At 76.1% G+C, this 18636-nt stretch carries 13 protein-coding genes; 4 read left to right on the top strand and 9 right to left on the bottom strand.

Annotated features, from left to right (window positions below; genetic code table 11):
* From PYV61_RS07240 to PYV61_RS07255, 4 genes are all read right to left on the bottom strand, one after another.
* A partial coding sequence (locus tag PYV61_RS07240) for an ABC transporter permease (protein WP_275829859.1) occupies nt 1-1422 on the bottom strand: 1422 nt, incomplete at its 3' end.
* A gap of 1 nt (nt 1423) precedes the next feature.
* A complete protein-coding gene (locus tag PYV61_RS07245; protein WP_275829861.1) occupies nt 1424-1768 on the bottom strand; it encodes a PadR family transcriptional regulator in 345 nt (114 codons plus the stop codon).
* Between the two features lie 174 nt (nt 1769-1942).
* The gene (locus PYV61_RS07250) at nt 1943-3505 is read right to left on the bottom strand and encodes an SDR family oxidoreductase (protein ID WP_275829863.1); all 1563 of its coding nucleotides are present in this window, start codon (nt 3503-3505) and stop codon (nt 1943-1945) included.
* Nucleotides 3506-3577: 72 nt separating this feature from the next.
* Nucleotides 3578-5827 carry a CHASE3 domain-containing protein gene (locus PYV61_RS07255; protein WP_275829865.1) on the bottom strand — a complete coding sequence of 750 codons (2250 nt, stop codon included), beginning with the start codon at nt 5825-5827 and terminating at the stop codon, nt 3578-3580.
* A gap of 117 nt (nt 5828-5944) precedes the next feature.
* Here PYV61_RS07255 and PYV61_RS07260 point away from each other — a divergent pair, with 117 nt between their 5' ends.
* Nucleotides 5945-6727 carry a hypothetical protein gene (locus PYV61_RS07260; RefSeq protein WP_275829866.1) on the top strand — a complete coding sequence of 261 codons (783 nt, stop codon included), beginning with the start codon at nt 5945-5947 and terminating at the stop codon, nt 6725-6727.
* 7 nt (nt 6728-6734) lie between these two features.
* Here the strand turns inward: PYV61_RS07260 and PYV61_RS07265 are convergent, their stop codons facing one another.
* On the bottom strand, nt 6735-7919 hold the full coding sequence (locus PYV61_RS07265) for a serine hydrolase domain-containing protein (RefSeq protein ID WP_275829867.1): 1185 nt from the start codon (nt 7917-7919) through the stop codon (nt 6735-6737).
* Nucleotides 7916-9385, bottom strand: coding sequence for an aminopeptidase P N-terminal domain-containing protein (locus PYV61_RS07270; RefSeq protein WP_275829868.1), 1470 nt, complete (start codon nt 9383-9385; stop codon nt 7916-7918). The genes PYV61_RS07265 and PYV61_RS07270 overlap by 4 nt, the downstream gene beginning before the upstream one ends.
* 116 nt (nt 9386-9501) lie before the next feature.
* Between PYV61_RS07270 and PYV61_RS07275 the strand changes: the two genes are divergently transcribed.
* Nucleotides 9502-11184 (top strand): GMC family oxidoreductase, encoded by a 1683-nt coding sequence (locus tag PYV61_RS07275; RefSeq protein WP_275829869.1) that lies wholly within the window; start codon nt 9502-9504, stop codon nt 11182-11184.
* An 11-nt stretch (nt 11185-11195) separates the two neighbouring features.
* Nucleotides 11196-12017, top strand: a complete 822-nt coding sequence (locus PYV61_RS07280) for a gluconate 2-dehydrogenase subunit 3 family protein (RefSeq protein WP_275829870.1) — start codon at nt 11196-11198, stop codon at nt 12015-12017.
* A gap of 93 nt (nt 12018-12110) precedes the next feature.
* On the opposite strand, the gene PYV61_RS07285 is transcribed toward PYV61_RS07280, so the two are convergent.
* Both PYV61_RS07285 and PYV61_RS07290 read right to left on the bottom strand, forming a co-directional pair.
* Entirely contained in the window at nt 12111-14549 is a 2439-nt protein-coding gene (locus PYV61_RS07285) for an ADOP family duplicated permease (protein ID WP_275829871.1), read from the bottom strand.
* A gap of 105 nt (nt 14550-14654) precedes the next feature.
* The gene (locus PYV61_RS07290) at nt 14655-15626 is read right to left on the bottom strand and encodes a DUF1080 domain-containing protein (protein ID WP_275829872.1); all 972 of its coding nucleotides are present in this window, start codon (nt 15624-15626) and stop codon (nt 14655-14657) included.
* A gap of 128 nt (nt 15627-15754) precedes the next feature.
* On the opposite strand from PYV61_RS07290, the gene PYV61_RS07295 reads away from it, so the two are divergent.
* Nucleotides 15755-17329, top strand: coding sequence for a Na+/H+ antiporter (locus tag PYV61_RS07295; RefSeq protein WP_275829873.1), 1575 nt, complete (start codon nt 15755-15757; stop codon nt 17327-17329).
* Between the two features lie 7 nt (nt 17330-17336).
* On the opposite strand, the gene PYV61_RS07300 is transcribed toward PYV61_RS07295, so the two are convergent.
* Nucleotides 17337-18374, bottom strand: coding sequence for a hypothetical protein (locus PYV61_RS07300; protein ID WP_275829874.1), 1038 nt, complete (start codon nt 18372-18374; stop codon nt 17337-17339).
* Nucleotides 18375-18636 lie beyond the last annotated feature (262 nt).

The following is an 18636-nucleotide window of genomic DNA, read 5'->3' on the forward strand; positions in this document are numbered from 1 at the left end:
GGTCGGCGTCCCCGCCGCCGGCCTCGACGCGGCGGTGGCGAGCACGAGGAAGCCGAGCACAGGCAGGTCGACGCGGCTGTCGGCCACGCGCGCCAGCCCCGCCGGCGCCGTCGCGCGCACCAGCCACACGCCGCCGACGCCCAGCGCCACGCCGAGCGCGCCCCCCAGCGCGGCCAGGATCGCGCTCTCCATCAGGAGGAGGCGCGCCAGCCGCGGCGCGCCGATGCCGAGCGCCACGCGCACCGCCATCTCGCGCCGCCGGTGCTCGCCGCGCACCAGCAGCAGCCCGGCCACGTTCGCGCAGGCGATCAGCAGCACCAGCCCCACCGCCGCGAACACGACCAGCAGCACCGGGCGCACGCGCCGCGTGATCTGCTCCTCGACCGGGACGGTGTAGGCGCGGAACTGCGGCGGCATCTGGTAGCCGTCCTGCCCGTCGACGCGCGCCAGCAGGGCGGCCAGCTGGCGGTCGGCCTGCGCGCTGGTCGCGCCGGGGCGCAGGCGCGCGACGCCGTAGTACCCGTGGTTCCCGCCGTTCGGGTTGAACGCGGGGCCGGCGGTCGCGTTGTTCTGCGCGGCGTCGGTGGCCAGCGGCAGCCAGAGCTGCGTCGCCCCCGCGGCGCCGTAGTCGAGCGGGAGGCGGAACCCCGCCGGCATCACGCCCACCACCGTCGTCGGCTGCCCGCCGACGAGGATGCGGCGCCCCACCACCCCCGGGTCGGCGCCGTAGCGCCGCTGCCAGAGGTCGTGGCCCAGCACCACCACGCGCGGCCCGTTCGGCCGGTCCTCCTCGGCGGTGAAGCCGCGCCCGAGCTGCGGCGACACGCCGAGCACGCGGAACAGGTTCTCGCCGACGTTCCCCGCGCGCACGCGCTCCGGCTCCCCGTCGCCGAGCGTCGCCGCGCCGTCGGTGAAGATCGCGACGTCGGCGAACGCCGGCACGCCGGCGCGGTACCCCTCCCACTCGTCGTACGACAGCCACGTCTGCTCGAACCCCTTCCACGCGCTCCACACGACCGCGATCGACTGCGGGTCGCGCCACGGCAGCGGCGTCAGGAGCACCGACTTCACCACGCCGAACAGCGCCGTGGTGGCGCCGATCCCGAGGGCCAGCGTCAGCGTCGCGATCGCGGTGAGCGCCGGACGGCGGCGCAGCGCGCGCCACGCGAACCGCGCGTCCTGCGCCAGGTCCTCGACCGGGCGGGTGCCGCGCTCGTCGCGCACCTCCTCCTTGTAGCGGTCCACGCCCCCGAAGGCGCGCCGGGCCTGCCGCCGCGCCTCGTCGGCGCTCAGCCCGGAGCGCTCGAGCGACCGCGCCTCCATGTCGAGGTGGAAGCGCACCTCCTCGTCGAGGTCGCGCTCGTCCTCGCGGCGGCGCACCAGCGCGCGCGCCGCGGCCCCGACCTCGTGGTACCAGGCCATCTCACCCTCCCTGGAAGGCGTAGCGGAGCACCCGGTCCACCGCCCGCGAGGAGAGCGCCCAGTCGGCCCGCTGGGCCGCGAGCTGCCGCTCCCCCTCCCGCGTGAGCTGGTAGTACCGCGCGCGGCGGTTGTGCTCCGACGCCCGCCACTCGGCCCGGATCCACCCGCGGCGCAGCATCCGCTGCAGCGCCGGGTAGAGCGACCCCTGCTGGACGTCGAACACGTCGCCCGAGATCTGCCGCAGGCGCACCGAGATCCCCCAGCCGTGCATCGGCTCGAGGGTCAGCGTGGTGAGGACCAGCATCTCGAGGGTCCCCTGCAGGAGGTCGGCGCGGGCGGCGGGCATCGGAGTCTCCTTCAGACAGTCTACAGGAGGCGGCGGTTTGCACCGACGTGTTCACGATCCGTTCGCGGCGGCCCCCGAAGCGCCGAGCGCCGAGCGCCAAGAGGGTGATCTCTCCGCGCTCGGCGCTCCGCGCTCGGCCCGCCCGACCGCGTGGGTCGGAGTCGCCGAGGAAGGCTACCAGTCCGTCGGCGCGTAGTCCTTGAGGAACATCCCCCACGTGTGCTCCCCGGTGTTGAACCCCGAGATGATCGGGTCCACGATCCGGGCCGCCCCGTCGACGATGTCGAGCGGCGGGTGGAAGCGGTGCTCCGCCGTCTTGCGGGCGGCCAGCTCGACCGGGTCCTCGTCGGTCACCCAGCCGGTGTCCACCGCGTTCATGTGGATCCCCGCCGTCACGTAGTCGGCCGCCGAGGTGCGCGTCATCATGTTCAGCGCGGCCTTGGCCATGTTCGTGTGCGGGTGGCGCGTCGTCTTGAAGCGGCGGTAGAACTGCCCCTCCATCGCCGACACGTTCACGATGTGCTTGTCGCGCTCCGGCGTGCGCGTCATCAGCGGCTTGAGGCGCGCGTTCAGCAGGAACGGCGCGACCGCGTTCACCAGCTGCACCTCCAGCAGCTCCACGCTCGACACCTCGTCGAGCTGCAGGCGCCACGAGTTGCGGTCGCGCAGGTCCACCTGCTGCAGGTCCTGGTCGAGCGCCCCCTCGGGGAACAGGTGCGCGCGCGCCTCGAGCTCCTCGGGGAGCAGCACGACCTGCGACAGCGCCGCGGCGCGCGTCAGCCCGTCGGCGCCCGCGAGCGCCGGCGTCGCCTCGGCCGCCGCCGGCAGCATCTGCTCGGCGCGCAGCCCCTCGTAGGCGCCGAGCAGGCGGCGCGCCGGCGCGGGGAGGGTGTGCAGCGACGCCAGCTCGCCCTCCATCATGTGCTGGTAGAACTCGGGCGGGCGGCGGACCGTCTGGCAGGCGTTGTTGACGATGAAGTCGAGCCGCTCGCGCGTCGCCAGCAGGTGCTGGCAGAACGCCTCGACGCTGGGCGTGTGGCGCAGGTCGAGCCCGAAGACCTCGAGCCGGTCCCCCCACTCCGCGAAGTCGGGCTCCTCGGCGTAGCGCGCGGCCGAGTCGCGCGGGAATCGCGTGGTGACGATCAGCGACGCGCCGGCGCGCAGCAGCTTGAGCCCCGCCTGGTAGCCGATCTTCACGCGCCCGCCGGTGAGCAGCGCGACGCGCCCCGACAGGTCGGCCGTCTCCGTGCGCTTGCGGAAGTTCAGCTCCGCGCACGGGGGACACATCTGGTCGTAGAAGTGGTGCAGCTGCGTGTAGTCCCGCTTGCACACGTAGCAGTTGAGCGTCTCGTGCGACTCGACGTATGCGGGCGCCTCGTCGACCTCGCGCGGCGCGTCGCCAACCGGCGCGAACAGCTTCGACGGGTCGAACACGGGCTCGCGCCGCAGGCGGCGGATCCCCGTCTCCATCAGCACCGCCTCGGCGCGCTGCACGCGCTCCTGCTTGCGCTGGCGCTTGCTCGCCTTGAGCAGGCGGCGGCGCTCGTGCACGTCGGGGCGCGATACCTGGCCGGCGGCGGTCAGCAGGCGGGTGCGCTCGGCCTCGGGGACCTGGGCCAGAAGGGCGCGGTCGTCGACCAGCGTCTCCAGCAGCTCGGCGGCGGCGCGCATCCGCTCGACCAGGGAAACGCCCTCGGCGGTGAACGCGCCGGGGGCGGGGGGGAACGTCACGGACATGGGGACCTGCGGACCTGCGGGGGGAGGATTCCGGGGTGCGACCGGCGGCGGAACGCCAACGGACCGTACAACTTAGCCGATCGCGGCGCCCGGCGCCGGGCACACCCGCGCCAGCGCCCCGAGCAGCGCGTCGGCGGTGAACGGCTTGGCGACGAACGCCTGCCGGTCCCCGTCGCCGAGCTCGAAGCCGTCGTCGGCGTAGCCGGACATGTACACCACCGGGAGCCCCGGCTCCTCGGCGCGCAGCCGCTGCATGAGGCCACGTCCGCCGAGCTCGGGCATGCGGAGGTCGGTGACGACGACGTCGATCGCCTGCCGGTGCTCGCGCCACACCAGCAGCGCGTCGGCGCCGTGCCGCGCCTCGCGGACCGTGTACCCCTGACGCTCCAGGAGGCGGCAGACCGTCGTGCGGACGGGGGCCTCGTCCTCGACCAGCAGCACCGTGCCGCGCGCCCGCGGGAGCGCCGCCGGGTGCTCGCCGGTCGTCCGCTCGGGCGCCACGTCGTCGAGCGCGGGGAGGAGGACCGTGAAGGTCGCCCCCTCCCCCGGCGCGCTGTCGACGCGGATCGCGCCGCCGGCCTGCGTCACGATCCCGTGCACCGTCGCCAGCCCCAGCCCCGTCCCCGCCCCGACCGCCTTGGTCGTGAAGAAGGGCTCGAAGGCGCGGGCGCGCGTCGCGTCGTCCATCCCGCGCCCGGTGTCGCGCACCACGAGGCGCGCGTAGTCGCCCGGCGCCGCGTCGTCCCACCGCCGCGCCTGGGCGGGGCCGAGCGTCACCCGGTCGATCTCGATGGCGAGCGTGCCCCCCGCGGCGCCGTCGCCGTCGGGGCGCAGCATCGCGTCGCGGGCGTTCACGGCGAGGTTGAGCAGCACCTGCTCCAGCTGTCCCGGGTCGGCGCGCACCACCAGCCCCTCGTCGGCCACGTGGACGGCGAGCGCGATCTCCTCGCCGATGACGCGCCGCAGCATCCGCTCCGCGCCGCGCACCAGCTCGCCGAGCCCGACCGGCCGCAGCACGACCGGCTGCCGGCGGCTGAAGGCGAGGAGCTGCCGCACCAGCCCGCGCGCGCGCTCGGCCGCGGCCCGGATCTCGGCGAGGTCCGCCTGCACGGCGTGCTGCGGCGACAGGTCCTCGGTCACGAACTCGAGGTTGCCGCAGATGACCGTGAGCAGGTTGTTGAAGTCGTGCGCCACGCCGCCGGCCAGCTGCCCCACGGCCTCCATCTTCCGCGCCTGCCGCAGCCCCTCCTCGAGCGCCACGCGCTCGGTGAGGTCGGTCCAGGTGGCGACCGCGCCCGCCAGCCGCCCCTCGCCGTCGCGGATGGGGGCGGCGGCGATCTGCAGCACCGTCCGCGGCGCGCCCGCCGGGCGCAGCTCGACCTCGCGCGCGCTCGGCTCGCCGGTGCGGAGCGTCTGCAGGAGGGGCCAGTCCTCCATGGCGATCGGCTCGCCGGTGTCGCGCGCCCACGCCGGGATGTCGGTGGCCTGCCGCACGTGCCCCCGCCCGCTGGGGTTCTCCGACGTCGGCCAGCGCCGCGACCGGTCGCCGGCCATCGTCACGACCTCGCCCCCCGGGTCGGCGATCGCGACGCCCACGGGGAGCGCCTCGAGCACCGCCGACGGGCGCCGCCGCTCGCGGTCGGCCTCGGCCAGCGCCGCCCGCGCGCGCGCCGCGGCGCCGCGCCCGGGCCCCAGCCCGCCCACCAGCGCCAGCAGCGCGACGCCGCCGGCGATCGTCAGGCCGATGGTCAGCTGCCGCGAGGCGACCCCGGGCTCCCCCGCCGCGGCGCCCTGCCGCGCGCGCTCGCCGACGCGCGCCGCGTCGAGGACCTCGGCGATCTCGCGCGACAGCCGCTCGCCGAGCCCGGTCCGCACGAGGGCGAGCGCGCCCGCGGAGTCGGGGCGCAGGGCGATCGCCACCACCTCGTCCATGTGGTCGAGCTTGTCGGCGACCAGGGCGCCCATCCGGGCGAGGCCGACGTGCTGGTCCCGGTCGAGGTGCGTGGCCGAGTCGAGGCGGGCCACCGCGCGCCGGGCGGCCGGCGCCGCCGAGTCGCCGCGCGCGAGGTACTCCGGATTCCAGGTCAGGAGGAAGCCGCGGTACGTCGTCTCGCGCCGGGCCACCCCCGCCTCGACCTCCTCCAGCGCGCGGAGGACGTTGGCCGTGTGGACGACGCGCGTCATCGCCCGCTCGCGCGCCCGGAGCCCGACCGCGGCGAACGCGCCGCCCACCGACGCGGCGACCACGCCGGCCGCGAGGCAGGCGACGAGGAGGGGCCGGCCCCGCGAGGCGGGGCGCGGCGGCGGTGGCGGGAGGGGCACGGAGGGGGGCGGGGGCCGGGCGGGGGCACGGCAGTACCGTCTCTGACGATCGAGCGCCGCGCCGGTCAGAGGACGGCATGACCTGTTGCCCCCGCGCGGCGGCGTGCGTCCCCGGGCATGCCGCACCTGTCTGCCAGCCTCTGCCGCACGGCGCTCGCCGCGCTGACCCTGGTCCTTCCCGGCGCCGCGCGCGCCCAGTCGCCCCGCCTCGTCGTCGAGCCGCTCGCCGGATGGCGCGGCGCGTCCGACCTGTACCGTCATCGGGTGGACGTGCCCATCCCCGCCGAGCGCGGCGGGGGCGGCGTGGTCTCGCACGAGCGGCTGCGCCTGGACGGCGGGCCAGGGGTCGGCGCGCGCGTCGCGCTCGGCCTCGACGGCTGGACCGTCCACGCCGAGGGGATGCGCTGGGCGTCGCGCCACGCGCTCGACGTCGGGAGCGAGGCGTACGGCGCCGCCGGCGCCGGCGGCAGCCAGGCGCGGTGGGAGGGGGGCGCGTCGGTGGTGGCCCTCACCGGCGGCGTCGGGCGCGACGTCTGGGCTCCGGGCCGGCGCACGCGCGTGGGCGCGGAGCTGTCGGGCGGGTGGACGCGCGCGTCGCTGGCGCTCCTGCGGGCGCCCGACCTCGCGCCGTCGGTCGGCTTCGCCGCGCCCGGGCTCGGACGCTACGACGTGGTGGCCTCCCGCTACGACCTGCCCAGCGCGCGGGCGTCGCTCGCGGCGTCGCACGCCGTCGGCGGCCGCTTGACGCTGCGCGCCCGCGCCGGCGTCACCCTCGGCCGCGTCGACACGCACGGCTTCCGCCGCGAGCGCGTTCCGGCCTTCGAGTTCGCCGAGGAGCCGACGCGCCACCTCGCCCGCGCGGTCGACGCCACACTCGGCGCGGCGGTGCGGCTCCGCTAGTCGCTCCTCACGGCTCGTCCAGCACCGCCTGCTGGATCAGGTCGTGGATCCGCCGCCGCGCCCCGCCGATCCCCACGCTCTCCCCGCGCTGGTGCACGCGGTGGAGGAGGAGCACCACGAACAGGTCGCGGTCGGGGTCGATCCAGAGCGACGTCCCGGTGAAGCCGGTGTGCCCGTACGAGCGCGGCGAGAAGTGCGCCCCCGCCCCGCTGGCGGTCGGCGAGGTGTCCCAGCCGAGCGCGCGGCTGTCGTCGGCGCGCTGCGCGCTCGTCCAGCGGGCGACCGTCGCCGGCTCGGCGAGGCGCGCGGCGCCGTAGCGCCCCCCGTTGAGCATGGCCTGCGCGAAGATGGCCAGGTCGCGCGCCGTCGCGAACAGCCCCGCGTGCCCCGACACGCCCCCCATCGCGCGCGCGTTCGGGTCGTGCACCACGCCCCACGCCACGTCGGTGGGCGCGACGCGGCGGCGCAGCGCGGCGTCGGCGGTGTCGGGGCGGAAGCGCGCGTCGCGCATGCCGAGCGGGCGGAAGATCCGGTCGCGCGCGTAGGCGTCGAGCGGACGGCCGGCCACGCGCTCCACCACCGCCTGCAGGAGCACCATGTTCCAGTCGCCGTACTCCGTGTACGTGCCCGCCGGCGCGTGCGCCGGGCGCGCGTTGATCGCGGCGACGTAGGCGTCCCGGCCGCGCACCCGCTCGTACAGCGGCGCGCCGGCCTCCAGCCCGCTGCGGTGCGTCAGCAGGTGGCGCACGGTGACGGCGCGCTTGTCGCGCGCGTCGAGCGCCGGCACGTAGCTGCGCACCGGGCGGTCGAGGTCGAGGCGGCCGGCGTCGGCGAGCGTCATCGCCGCGGTGGTGGTGGCGACGACCTTGGTGAGCGACGCGAGGTCGTAGAGCGTCGTCGCGTCGGCCGGCGGCGCGCCGGGGCGCCAGTCGGTGGTCCCGTGGCCGCGCAGGTAGACGAGCTTCGCGCCGCGCCCCACCGCCAGCACCGCGCCGGGGACGCGCGCCTCGGCGACCAGCGCGCGCATCGCCGAGTCGAGGCGCGCGCCGAGGTCGGGGGCGAACCCGGCCGCCTCGGGCGGCGCCTCGACGAGGGTGTCGCGCCGCGCCGGGAGCGCGTCCTTGCGCACCGGCGGCGCGCAGGCGGCGGCCGCGCAGGCGGCGCGCGCCGCCCCCGCCCGCGCCGCCCTCACGGCACCACGCCCCGCACGCGGGCCATCGCCGCCTCGATCTCGTCGGCCTCGCGCGGCGCCCGCGACAGCCGCTCCAGCCCGCGCGTCGTCACGAGGAAGTCGTCCTCGATGCGCACGCCGGTGTTCGCGTACCGCTCCACCGCCGGGCGGACCCTGGCCAGCAGCGCGCGGTTGCGCGGGGTGTCGGGGAGGAGCTTCAGCACGTCGGGGTTCACGTAGACCCCGGGCTCGATCGTGAACACGTCGCCGTCGCGCAGCGTGCGGTCGTCGTAGTAGTACATGGCCGGGTCGTGCACCTCGAGCCCGATCCCGTGCCCCAGCCCGTGCGGGAGGAAGAGCGCGAACTGCTTGCACAGCCGCGCGCTGGCCGCGCACTGCGCCGCCCACGGCGCGTCGAACTCGGCGTCCGGCCCCTCGATGAGGCCGAGGCGGGCGAGCCCGCGCGCCACCACCGAGTCGGCCGCCGCCTGCGCCGCCGCCCACGGGGCCCCGACCTTCGCCGCGCGCTCGGCGGCGGTCTGCGCGTCGCGCACGATCTGGTAGACGGCGCGCTGCTCCGGCGTGAAGCGCCCGCTCACCGGCACCGTGCGCGTCACGTCGGCCGCGTAGCCGCCGAACGACGCGCCGACGTCCATCACCACCACCTCGCCGGCGCGCATCGTCCGGTCGTTGCGCATGTAGTGGAGCGTGGTCGCGTTCGGCCCCGAGCCGACGATGCTGGCGAACGACGGCCCCTCGGCGCCGTGCTGCACGAACGCCGCCTCGATCGCCCCCTGCACCTGCCGCTCGACGGCGCCGGGGCGCACCGCGCGCAGCGCCGCCGCGTGCGCGCTGTCGGTGGCGGCGATCGCTCGGCGCAGCAGCGCCAGCTCGGCGGGCGACTTGCGCGCCCGCAGCCGGTCCAGCGCCGGCGCGGCGTCGCGCACCACCAGCGCGGGGTGCGCGCGCTGCAGGTCGCGCACGAACGACGCGCCGAGCGTCACCGTGTCGCGCCCCGCGGCGTCGCCCGAGCCGACGTCGCGGATCACGTGGAAGGGGACGCCGGCGCGGGCGAGCGAGTCGAGCGCCGGGCGGAGCGCCGCCACGTCGCGCCGCGCCAGCCCCGTCTCGCGCGCCACCGCCGCCGAGTCGGCCGGGATCCCGACGTAGAGCTGGTAGCGCGCGTCGGGGACCTGCACGAACACGCTCCCCGTCGCCCGCCCGCCCCGCAGCCGGAGCACGAGCACCGCGTCGGGCTCGGCGAAGCTCGTGAGGTAGGCGAAGCCCGGGAGCTGGCGGAACGACTGGTGGATCGCCACCGGCTCGCGGGCGCCGAAGGCGACGACCACGCCGTCGCCGAGCCGGGCGGCGAGCGAGTCGCGGCGCGCCTGGTACTCGGCGAGGGCGACGGGCACGGCCGGCGCGACGGGCTGGGCGGCCGCCGGCGCGGCGAGGGCCAGGAGGGCGGCGGTCAGGAGGCGGCGCATGGCACGGACCCTAGCCCGACGTGCGCGGCGGCACCAGGGCGGGGTGCGGACGGGGCGCCCGGAGGCGATATTCGCGGCAGCGACGTCCCGCACGCCAACCAGGGAGGAACGCCAAGGTGCAGTCCAGCAGGGAGTACGACGCGATCGTGGTGGGCTCGGGGATCTCCGGCGGCTGGGCCGCCAAGGAGCTGACCGAGAAGGGTCTGCGGGTCCTGATGCTCGAACGGGGGAAGAACGTCGAGCACATCAAGGACTACGTGAACGCCACGAAGGGCCCCTGGCAGTACCCGCACCGCGGCGGGCGCACGGTGGCGATGGAGGAGCTGTACCCCGTCCTCAAGCGCGACTACCCGCTCAACGAGAAGAACCTCGACTGGTGGGCGAGCGACAAGGACTCGCCGTACACGGAGGTCAAGCGGTTCGACTGGTACCGCGGCTACCACGTCGGCGGCCGCTCGCTGATGTGGGGGCGGCAGAGCTACCGCCACGGCGACATCGACTTCGCGGCCAACGCGCGCGAGGGGGTCGGCACCGACTGGCCGATCCGCTACCGCGACATCGCGCCGTGGTACGACCACGTCGAGAAGCACGCCGGGATCTCGGGGACGCGCAACGGGCTGGACGTCCTCCCCGACGGCCAGTTCATGCCGCCGATCCCGCTCAACTGCGTGGAGGAGGACGCGGCCAAGAAGATCGCCGCGCGCTTCGGCGGCTCGCGCCACCTGATCCACTCGCGCGTCGCCAACGCCACGCTCAAGCTGCCGCACCGCAACCCCTGCCAGTACCGCGACGCCTGCTGGCTCGGCTGCCCGTACGGCGGCTACTTCAGCACGCAGTCGTCGACGCTGCCGGCGGCCGCGGCCACCGGGCGCCTGACGCTCAAGCCGTTCTCGATCGTCAGCGAGGTCCTGTACGACAAGGACCGCAAGCGCGCGAGCGGCGTGCGCGTGATCGACGCGCTCTCCAACGAGCAGACGGACTACACGGCGAAGGTCGTGTTCCTGTGCGCGTCGGCGCTCAACTCGACCTGGCTGCTCATGCGCTCCGCCACCGACGTGTGGCCGGGCGGGCTCGGCTCGTCGTCGGGGGAGCTGGGGCACAACCTCATGGACCACCACTTCCGCATCGGCGCGTCGGGGCGGATCGAGGGGTTCGACGACAAGTACTACTACGGGCGCCGCCCGGCGGGCTTCTACATCCCGCGCTACCGCAACGTGGGGCGCGACAAGCGCGACTACGTGCGCGGCTTCGGCTACCAGGGGAGCGCCAGCCGCGACGGCTGGTCGCGCATGGTGGCCGAGCTGGGCGTCGGCGGCGAGTTCAAGGACCTGGCGTCGGAGCCGGGGCAGTGGCGCATGGGCGCGACCGCGTTCGGCGAGATGCTGCCGCACCACGACAACAAGGTCACGCTCGACCAGACCAAGAAGGACAAGTGGGGGCTCCCCGTCCTCTCGTTCGACTGCCAGATCCGCGAGAACGAGCTGGCGATGCGCAAGGACATGGGCGTCGACATGGCGGAGATGCTGGAGGCGTCGGGCGCCAAGGACGTGAGCGTGTACGACGGCGACTACGCCCCCGGCATGGGGATCCACGAGATGGGGACGGCGCGCATGGGGACGAGCCCGAAGAACTCGGTCCTCAACCGCAACAACCAGGTGTGGGACGCGCCGAACGTGTTCGTCACCGACGGCGCGTGCATGACCAGCGCGTCGTGCGTGAACCCGTCGCTCACCTACATGGCGCTCACGGCGCGCGCGGCGGACTTCGCCGTGAACGAGCTGAAGCGCCAGTCCCTCTGACCGCCGCCCCGATGACCGACGACACCCAGACCCCCTCCCCGGCCGCGATCACGCGCCGCGAGGCCGTGTGGCGCGTGGGCGCGATGCTCGGCGGCGTGGCGCTCGTGGGCGGCACGTCGCTGCTCACCGCGTGCGAGCGCGGCGACCGCCCGGCCGCCGCCGCCGACGGGAGCTACAAGGCGGTCGGCCGCTTCAGCGCCGACCAGGTGGCGATGCTCGACGAGATCGCCGACACGATCCTCCCGACCACCGCCAAGAGCCCGGGCGCCAAGGCCGCGGCCACCGGCCCGTTCATGGCGCTGATGGTCACCGACACCTACCGCGCGCCCGAGCAGCAGGTCTTCCTGGACGGCCTCGGGAAGGTGGACGAGGCGACGCGCAAGGCGCACAACACCACGTTCATGCAGGCCACGCCGCAGCAGCGGCTGGCGGTGCTGACGGCGCTCGACCAGGAGGCGAAGGCGTACATGGACGCGCGCGGCCGCGCGCAGGAGGCGGCGGCCCGGCGCGGCCAGCGCGTCGAGCAGGGGCCGCAGGCGCCGCCCGAGGGGACGACGGTGATCGCCAACAAGGACGCCGCCAGCGACTCCGCCGACAAGAACCTCCCCGACCAGCGGCAGGAGAACGCGGGCACCGGCGACATCGCCAGCGGGCAGGTGGCCGCCGACGCGCCGGCGCACTACTTCCGCATGATGAAGGAGCTGACGATGCTCGGCTTCTTCACGTCGGAGATCGGGTGCACGAAGGCGCAGCGGTACGTGGAGTCGCCGGGGCGCTACGAGCCCTGCGCGCCGTACACGCAGGGGCAGCCGGCCTGGGCGCCGCACGCGTGAAGCGGAACGGGTGAAGGTGCCCTGAGCGCAGCGAAGGGCCTCTGTGACCGGTGCGAGCCACGGTCACTGAGGCCCTTCCCTCCGTTCAGGGCCCTACCGATCGAGCGCCCGGAACGGCGGGATCCGCGTCGCGCGCAGCGCCGGCACCCACGCCGCCGCGAACGCCACCACCAGCAGCAGCCCTCCCGCCGCCAGCAGCACCGGCGCGTCGGGCGCCGTCACCCCCTCCACCACGCGGCCGAGCAGCCGCATCGCGGCCAGCGCCCCGGCCGCGCCGAGCGCGAGCCCGACGGCGCTCATCGCCAGCCCGCCGCGCACCACCTCGCCCACCACCGCGCGCCCCGGCGCGCCGAGCGCGAGGCGCACGCTCAGGTCGCGGCCGCGCTCCAGCACCGCCTGCGCCATCACCGCCCACACGCCCACGCAGGCGAGCAGCGTCCCGACCACCGCGAGCCCCAGCATCAGCCACGCGCGCAGCCGCGGCACCGCCAGCCCGCGCGCGAACAGCTCGGGCATCGCCACCAGCCGCGTCACCGCCTGGTCCGGGTCGACCGCGCGCACGCGCTCGCGCACCCCGGCGTGCAGCGCGTCGGTCTCGCCGCCGGCGGCGCGCACGAGGTACGTCATCGGCGGGAGGCGGATCGGCATCTGCGCCGCCGGCACGTAGATCCCCGGCTCCGCCGCGTCCTCGGCCCACCGCGGGCGCACGTCGGCCACCACGCCCACGATCTCGCGCGGCGGCGCGGCCGGGTTGGCGCCCACGAACAGCCGCCGCCCCACCACGTCCGTCCCCCCCAGGTGCCGCTCGGCGAGCGACGCGCTGACCACCACCGCCGGCACCGCGCGCTCGTCGTCCTCCGCGCGCAGCAGCCGGCCGCGCACCAGCGAGACGCCGAGCGCCTCCAGGTAGCCCGCGGTGACGAGGCGGAACTGCGCCTTCGGGCGGCGCTCCATCTCGAGCGCGCGCTCGGCCTCGGGGACGAAGCTCGTCATCTGGTCGTCGCCCACCGGGAGCGCCTGCGACGCGCCGGCGGCGCGCACGCCCGGGAGCGCGGCCACCCCGTCGCGGACGCGGCGGTACAGCTCCGCGCGCGCCGCCGGCTCGGCGTAGCGCGGCGACGACGGCGCGACCTGGAACGTCAGCAGCCCGTCGGGCGCGAAGCCGCGGTCCATGCGCTGCAGGCGCAGCAGCTCGCGCGCCTGCTGCAGCGCGCCGGCGAGCAGCACGAACGACACCGCCACCTGCCCCACCACCAGCGCGCGCCGCCACCACCCCGCGCCGCGCCCGACCCCGGTGCCGCGCACCGACGTCGACACCAGCGCGCCCCCCTCCAGCGTGCGCGTGACGCGCAGCGCCGGGCCGAGCGCCGTGAGCAGGACCGCGAGCAGCCCGAGCGCCGCCGCGAACGCGCACACCGCCGGGTCGAGCGTCGGCGGGCGCGTCGCCGGCAGCACCTCGGCGGTCAGCCGCGCCGCCAGCTGCAGCCCAGCCCACGCCAGCACCAGCCCGAGCGCGATGCTCGCCGCGGCCAGCGCCAGCGACTCGCCGAGCAGCTGCCGCACCACCGCGCCGCGCGACGCGCCGAGCGCGGCGCGCACGCCGAACTCGGTGCGGCGGGCGAGCACGCGCGTCAGCAGCAGGTTGCCGGCGTTGAAGCAGGCGATGAGGAAGACGAAGCCGCCGGCCGCCCACAGCAGCACGATGCTCCCGCGCAGGTCGGCGGTGACGTACCGGTCGAGCGGCGTGACCGCGGCGTCGAACGGGGCGTCGCGCATGTCCGCCTGCCGCGCGCGGTAGTCGAGCGACAGGCGCTGCAGGTCGGCGCGCCCCTGCTCGGGCGTCGCGCCGGGGCGCAGCCGCCCGATCACGCCGAGGTAGCCGGCGCCCCCCTGCACCGCCGGCGGCGGCAGCAGGTCGGGCTCCGCCACGCGCGGCATCCACAGCTGCACGTCGCCGAGCGGCTCGGTGAACGCGGGCGGGAGCACGCCCACCACGGTGCACGGCTCCCCGTCGACGGTGATCGCGCGCCCGACGACGTCGCGCTGCGCGCCGAAGCGCGTGCGCCACAGCCCCTCGCCGAGCATGCACGCCAGCGCGCCCCCCGGCACCTGCTCCTCGGCGGTGAAGACGCGGCCGAGCACGGGCGTCACGCCGAGGGTGCGGAAGAGGTCGCGCGACGCGCGCGCGCCCTGCAGCCGCTCCGCCTCGCCGACGCCGGTGAGCGAGAACTCCTGCTTCCAGAAGGCGCCGAGCGACGACAGCGCGCGCGCGTTCTCGGCGTACAGCTCGAAGCGCGGGAGCGACACGCCGGCGTTGTCCACCCCCTGCGCCGGCATCGCGCCGGCCACCCACACCAGCTCCTCGCCGCGCGGGTACGGGAGGGGGCGCAGCAGCACGCCGCGCACGACCGAGAACATCGCCGCGCTGGTCCCGATGCCGAGCGCGAGGAGCGCGGTGACCAGCCCGGCGACGACGCGGCGCCGGTACGCGGCGGCGAAGGCCGCGCGGAGGGGGGAGGACTGCGGGGGCATCGGCGGGAGGTGCTGCGAGGGAGGGGGCTGCGCCTGCGACCTGCGAGCTGCGACCTGCGACCGGACCGCGGATGGTCGCAGGTCGCAGCTCGCAGGTCGCAGGAACTACTTCCGCACCGACGTCGACGTCACCGCCGGCGTGACCACGATGTTCCGGAACTCCACCGCCGTGTGGTCCCCCTGCAGCAGGATCGGCCCCGGCGCGCCCTCGTCCGCGTCGATCGCGCCGCCGGTCGGGCCGGGGATCACCTGGTCGGCGACGACCGAGCGCCCGTTCAGCACCACCGTGACGCGGCGGCCGACGAGCGTGATGTCGAAGCGCTGCCACTCGCCCGGGCGGCGCGAGGCGTTCTCGCTCGGCACCAGGAAGCCGTAGACGCCGCCGACGTTCACCGACTGCAGCTCGGGGTTCGTGCCGCTGTCCTCGACCTGCACCTCGTGGCGCCCGCGCAGGTAGACGCCGCTGTTCCCCTTCTCCGGCACGCGGAACTCGAGCGACAGCTTGAAGTCGTCGAAGGTGCGGGTCGTCATCAGGTTGGCGCCCGAGGCCGCGTTGACCAGCACGCCGCCGCGGGCGGCCCACTTGCTCTCGCCGCCCCCCTGCGTCGTCCAGCCGGCGAGGTCGCGGCCGTTGAACAGCGGCACCGGCGTGCCCCAGCGCGGCGCCGCGGCGCGGCGCATGGTCGGCGCGCGCGTCGCCGTCCACTCGCGGCGCGAGCCGTCGGGGAGGGTGAAGGTGCCGCGCAGCGCCGCGCCGTCGACGCGCCCCTCGACGCGCAGGTCGCCGTCCCCCTGCTCCCACTGCGGCGGGACGGCGAAGCGGAACGTGCCGTCGGCCCACTCGACCTTCCCGATCGGGCGCGCGCTCCCGACGTTGTGCACGAACCGCCCGACGAGCGCCGTGTAGCCGGAGCGCGTCACCTCGAACCACGACGGCGCGGTGGAGCCGTCCGGCTGCGCCACCTTGAGGTCCCAGCGCCCGACGACCGGCGGGTCCTCGCCGCGGGGCTGGGCGGCGGCGGGGCGGGCCAGCGCGAGCGCGGCCAGGGCGACGACGGGGAGCGGCGGTCGGGACATGCGGCGGGCGATGCGGCGGGGGGCACACGCGCGGGGACCCGCAATGCTACCGCCCGCGCGCCCCCGGCGAAACGCCCCGATCGGCGGCCCTGGCCCCGGACGCCGCGCCCCGGGAGATTCCCCCGCCGATGCCCCACTTCCCGCCCATCGTCCTCGCCATCGCCTTCGCGGCGGTGGTGGTCGCGGTGACCGCGCTCGCGCGCCGGCTCCCGGTCCCGACGCCGATCCTGCAGGTCGCCGCCGGCTTCCTCGTGGGGCTCGTCCCCGGCGTCGCGATCCCGGAGCTCGAGCCGGACGTCGTCTTCTTCGTCTTCCTGCCGCCGATCCTCTGGGCGGCGGCGTTCTTCACCTCGTTCCGCGACTTCAAGGCGAACCGGCGGCCGATCACGCTGCTCGCCGTCGGGCTGGTGCTCGCCACGAGCGTCGCCGTCGCCCTCGTCGCCCGCGCCCTCTTCCCGGGCATGTCGTGGGCGGTGGCGATCGCGCTCGGCGCCATCGTCTCGCCGCCCGACGCGGTCGCGGCGGCGGCCATCGTGTCGCGCCTCCCGGTGCCGCACCGCGTGGTCGTGATTCTCGAGGGGGAGAGCCTCGTCAACGACGCGTCGGCGCTGATCCTCTACCGCTCGGCCGTCACGGCGGCGGTGACCGGCTACTTCAGCTGGGGCGAGTCGGTGGTGCGCTTCTTCGTCGACGCCGGCGTCGGCGTGCTGCTCGGCGTCGCCGTGTCGTGGCTCGTCCTGCGCCTGCTGCGCTACACCGACGACCCGCTCGCCGAGTCGCTGCTCGCCCTCGCCGCGCCGTACGTCGCCTGGCTGGCGGCGGAGTCGATCCACGTCTCGGCGGTGCTGGCGTGCGTGGCCGGCGGGCTGCACCTGCGCCGGCACTTCTCCACCGCGGTGGCGCCGATGTCGCGCCTCCAGTCGCGGCAGACGTGGGACCTCGCGGTGTTCCTGCTCAACGCGATGATCTTCCTCATCCTCGGCGTCGAGTTCCGGACGCTGATGGGCGGGGTCCCCGACGCGGAGCGCGGGCGGCTGCTGCTGGCCGGCGGCGCGGTGGCGGCGGTGACGATCGCGGTGCGCCTCGTCTGGGTCCCGCTGGCGACCTTCCTCCCGCGCTGGGTGAGCCGCGACGTGCGCCGCCGCGACCCGATGCCGAGCTGGAAGCCGGTGGCGCTGGTGTCGTGGACGAGCATGCGCGGCATCGTCTCGCTGGCCACCGCGCTGGCGCTGCCGCGCGTCCTCGCCGACGGGCGCCCCTTCCCGTTCCGCGAGGAGATCCTCGTCCTGACGATGTGCGTCATCGTCGTGACGCTGGTCGTGCAGGGGCTGACGCTGGCGCCGCTCATCCGCGCGTTCGGCTTCGTCCCCGAGCGCACGCACCACGTCGAGGCGCGGCTGGCGCGCCTGGAGGCGGCGCGGCGCGGCGCCGAGACGCTGGAGGACCTGGCGCGCGAGCCGTGGGTGGACGCCGCCGACGTGGCGTGGCTGCGCTCCGAGCTGCGCGACCGCGCGCGCATCCTCGAGCACCACGACGGCGAGCCGGAGGGGCGCCGCCGCCTGCGCGCCGAGATGCTGCGCGCCGAGCGCCGCATGCTGGTGCGGCTGCGCAACGAGGGCGCGATCTCCGACGACGTGCTGCGCGACCTCGAGCAGGAGCTGGACCTCGAGGCGGTGCGCGCGGGCGTGGGCCACGCGCGCTGAGCCCGCGTCAGCCCGCCTTCAGCCGCTCGACCGCCGACGGCGCCGACGTCGTCCCCGGCTCCAGCCGGTCGAGCCGCCCGAGCCGCTCCACGTCGATCGCCATCACGCCGTCCGACGAGTTGGCGAAGATGCTGGCGAACTTCGCGTCCCACGTGACCTCGTCCCACGTGTAGGACGCGCGCGTCGTGACGCGGGTCGAGAACGTCTCCTCGTGCGCGCTGACGAGGATCAGGAACTCGGCCTCCGCCTCGCGCAGCGCCTCGGGGGTGATCCCCGCCAGCGGGCTCTCGGGGGTGATCGGGTGCACCACCGTCCAGTGCAGCGTGAAGAACTCCACCGAGGTGCGCTCGAGCGCCAGCTGGTGGAACTCGCGCAGGCGCTGCCCGCCCTGGTCCTCGTACCACGAGAGGCTGACGCGCACCTGCACGTCGCTCAGCTCCCCCGGCTGCCCGTTGACGATGCGGAACATCAGCCCGCGTCCGCCCTCGTAGGGCGCGATCACCGCCGACTCGCTGAAGCGGATGCGCATGCGCGGGCGCGTGAGGCGCGCGACCAGCAGCCCGCCGGCCGACACGAGCACCGTCGGCCCGACGAACGACTCGAGCACGACCAGCCACTGCGCGGTCGCGCCGACAGCGAACATCGGCGTGGTGCCGGTCGTGGTGAACACGCCGACGCTGAAGCTGAGCGCGCGGAGGAACGGGTCGGCGATGCCGATCGAGTCCGCCCCCGCGATGGCCGCCGGCCCGAGCGACAGGTAGGCGAGCGCGAAGATCCCGTTGAGCAGCAGGAGCCCGCCCAGCCCCCAGCCGAGGAACGGGGCCCAGCCGGCGTTCAGCGCCTCGAGGTAGAAGCGCTCCAGCCGCTGCGCGCCGAGGCCGTACTTGTGCGCGCGCGGCGTCCCGTCGTGGTCGAGGAAGCGCCCGCGCGACGCCTGCGCGACGACGCGCCCGAAGCCCAGGTCGGACGGCTCGGCGGCCGCGGGGGCGGGCGGGGCGGACGGCGCGGGGCCGGCCGCGGGATCGGCGGTGGGGGGGGCGGTCACGTGGAGGATCATCGACGCCCCTTCCGGCACGCGCAAGGCCGGCGGCGGCGCCGCGTGACCGAAACGAAAGCGTTGCGCGCGTGCGCCGCGGACGCAATACGTGTCGCGGCCTCCGGGCGACCGGCGGCCGTGCCGTGGGCCGCCGCCGGAGGGTCCTCATGTCTCGCCGCCCGCTCGTCGCGCCGCTGGTCGCGCTCACCCTCGCCGCGTGCGGCGGCGACGGCCGCGCCGCGCCCGCCGCCGGCGGCGGCGCGGCGCTGGT

This window comes from Roseisolibacter sp. H3M3-2 (assembly GCF_029211165.1).
GTDB lineage: Bacteria > Gemmatimonadota > Gemmatimonadetes > Gemmatimonadales > Gemmatimonadaceae > Roseisolibacter.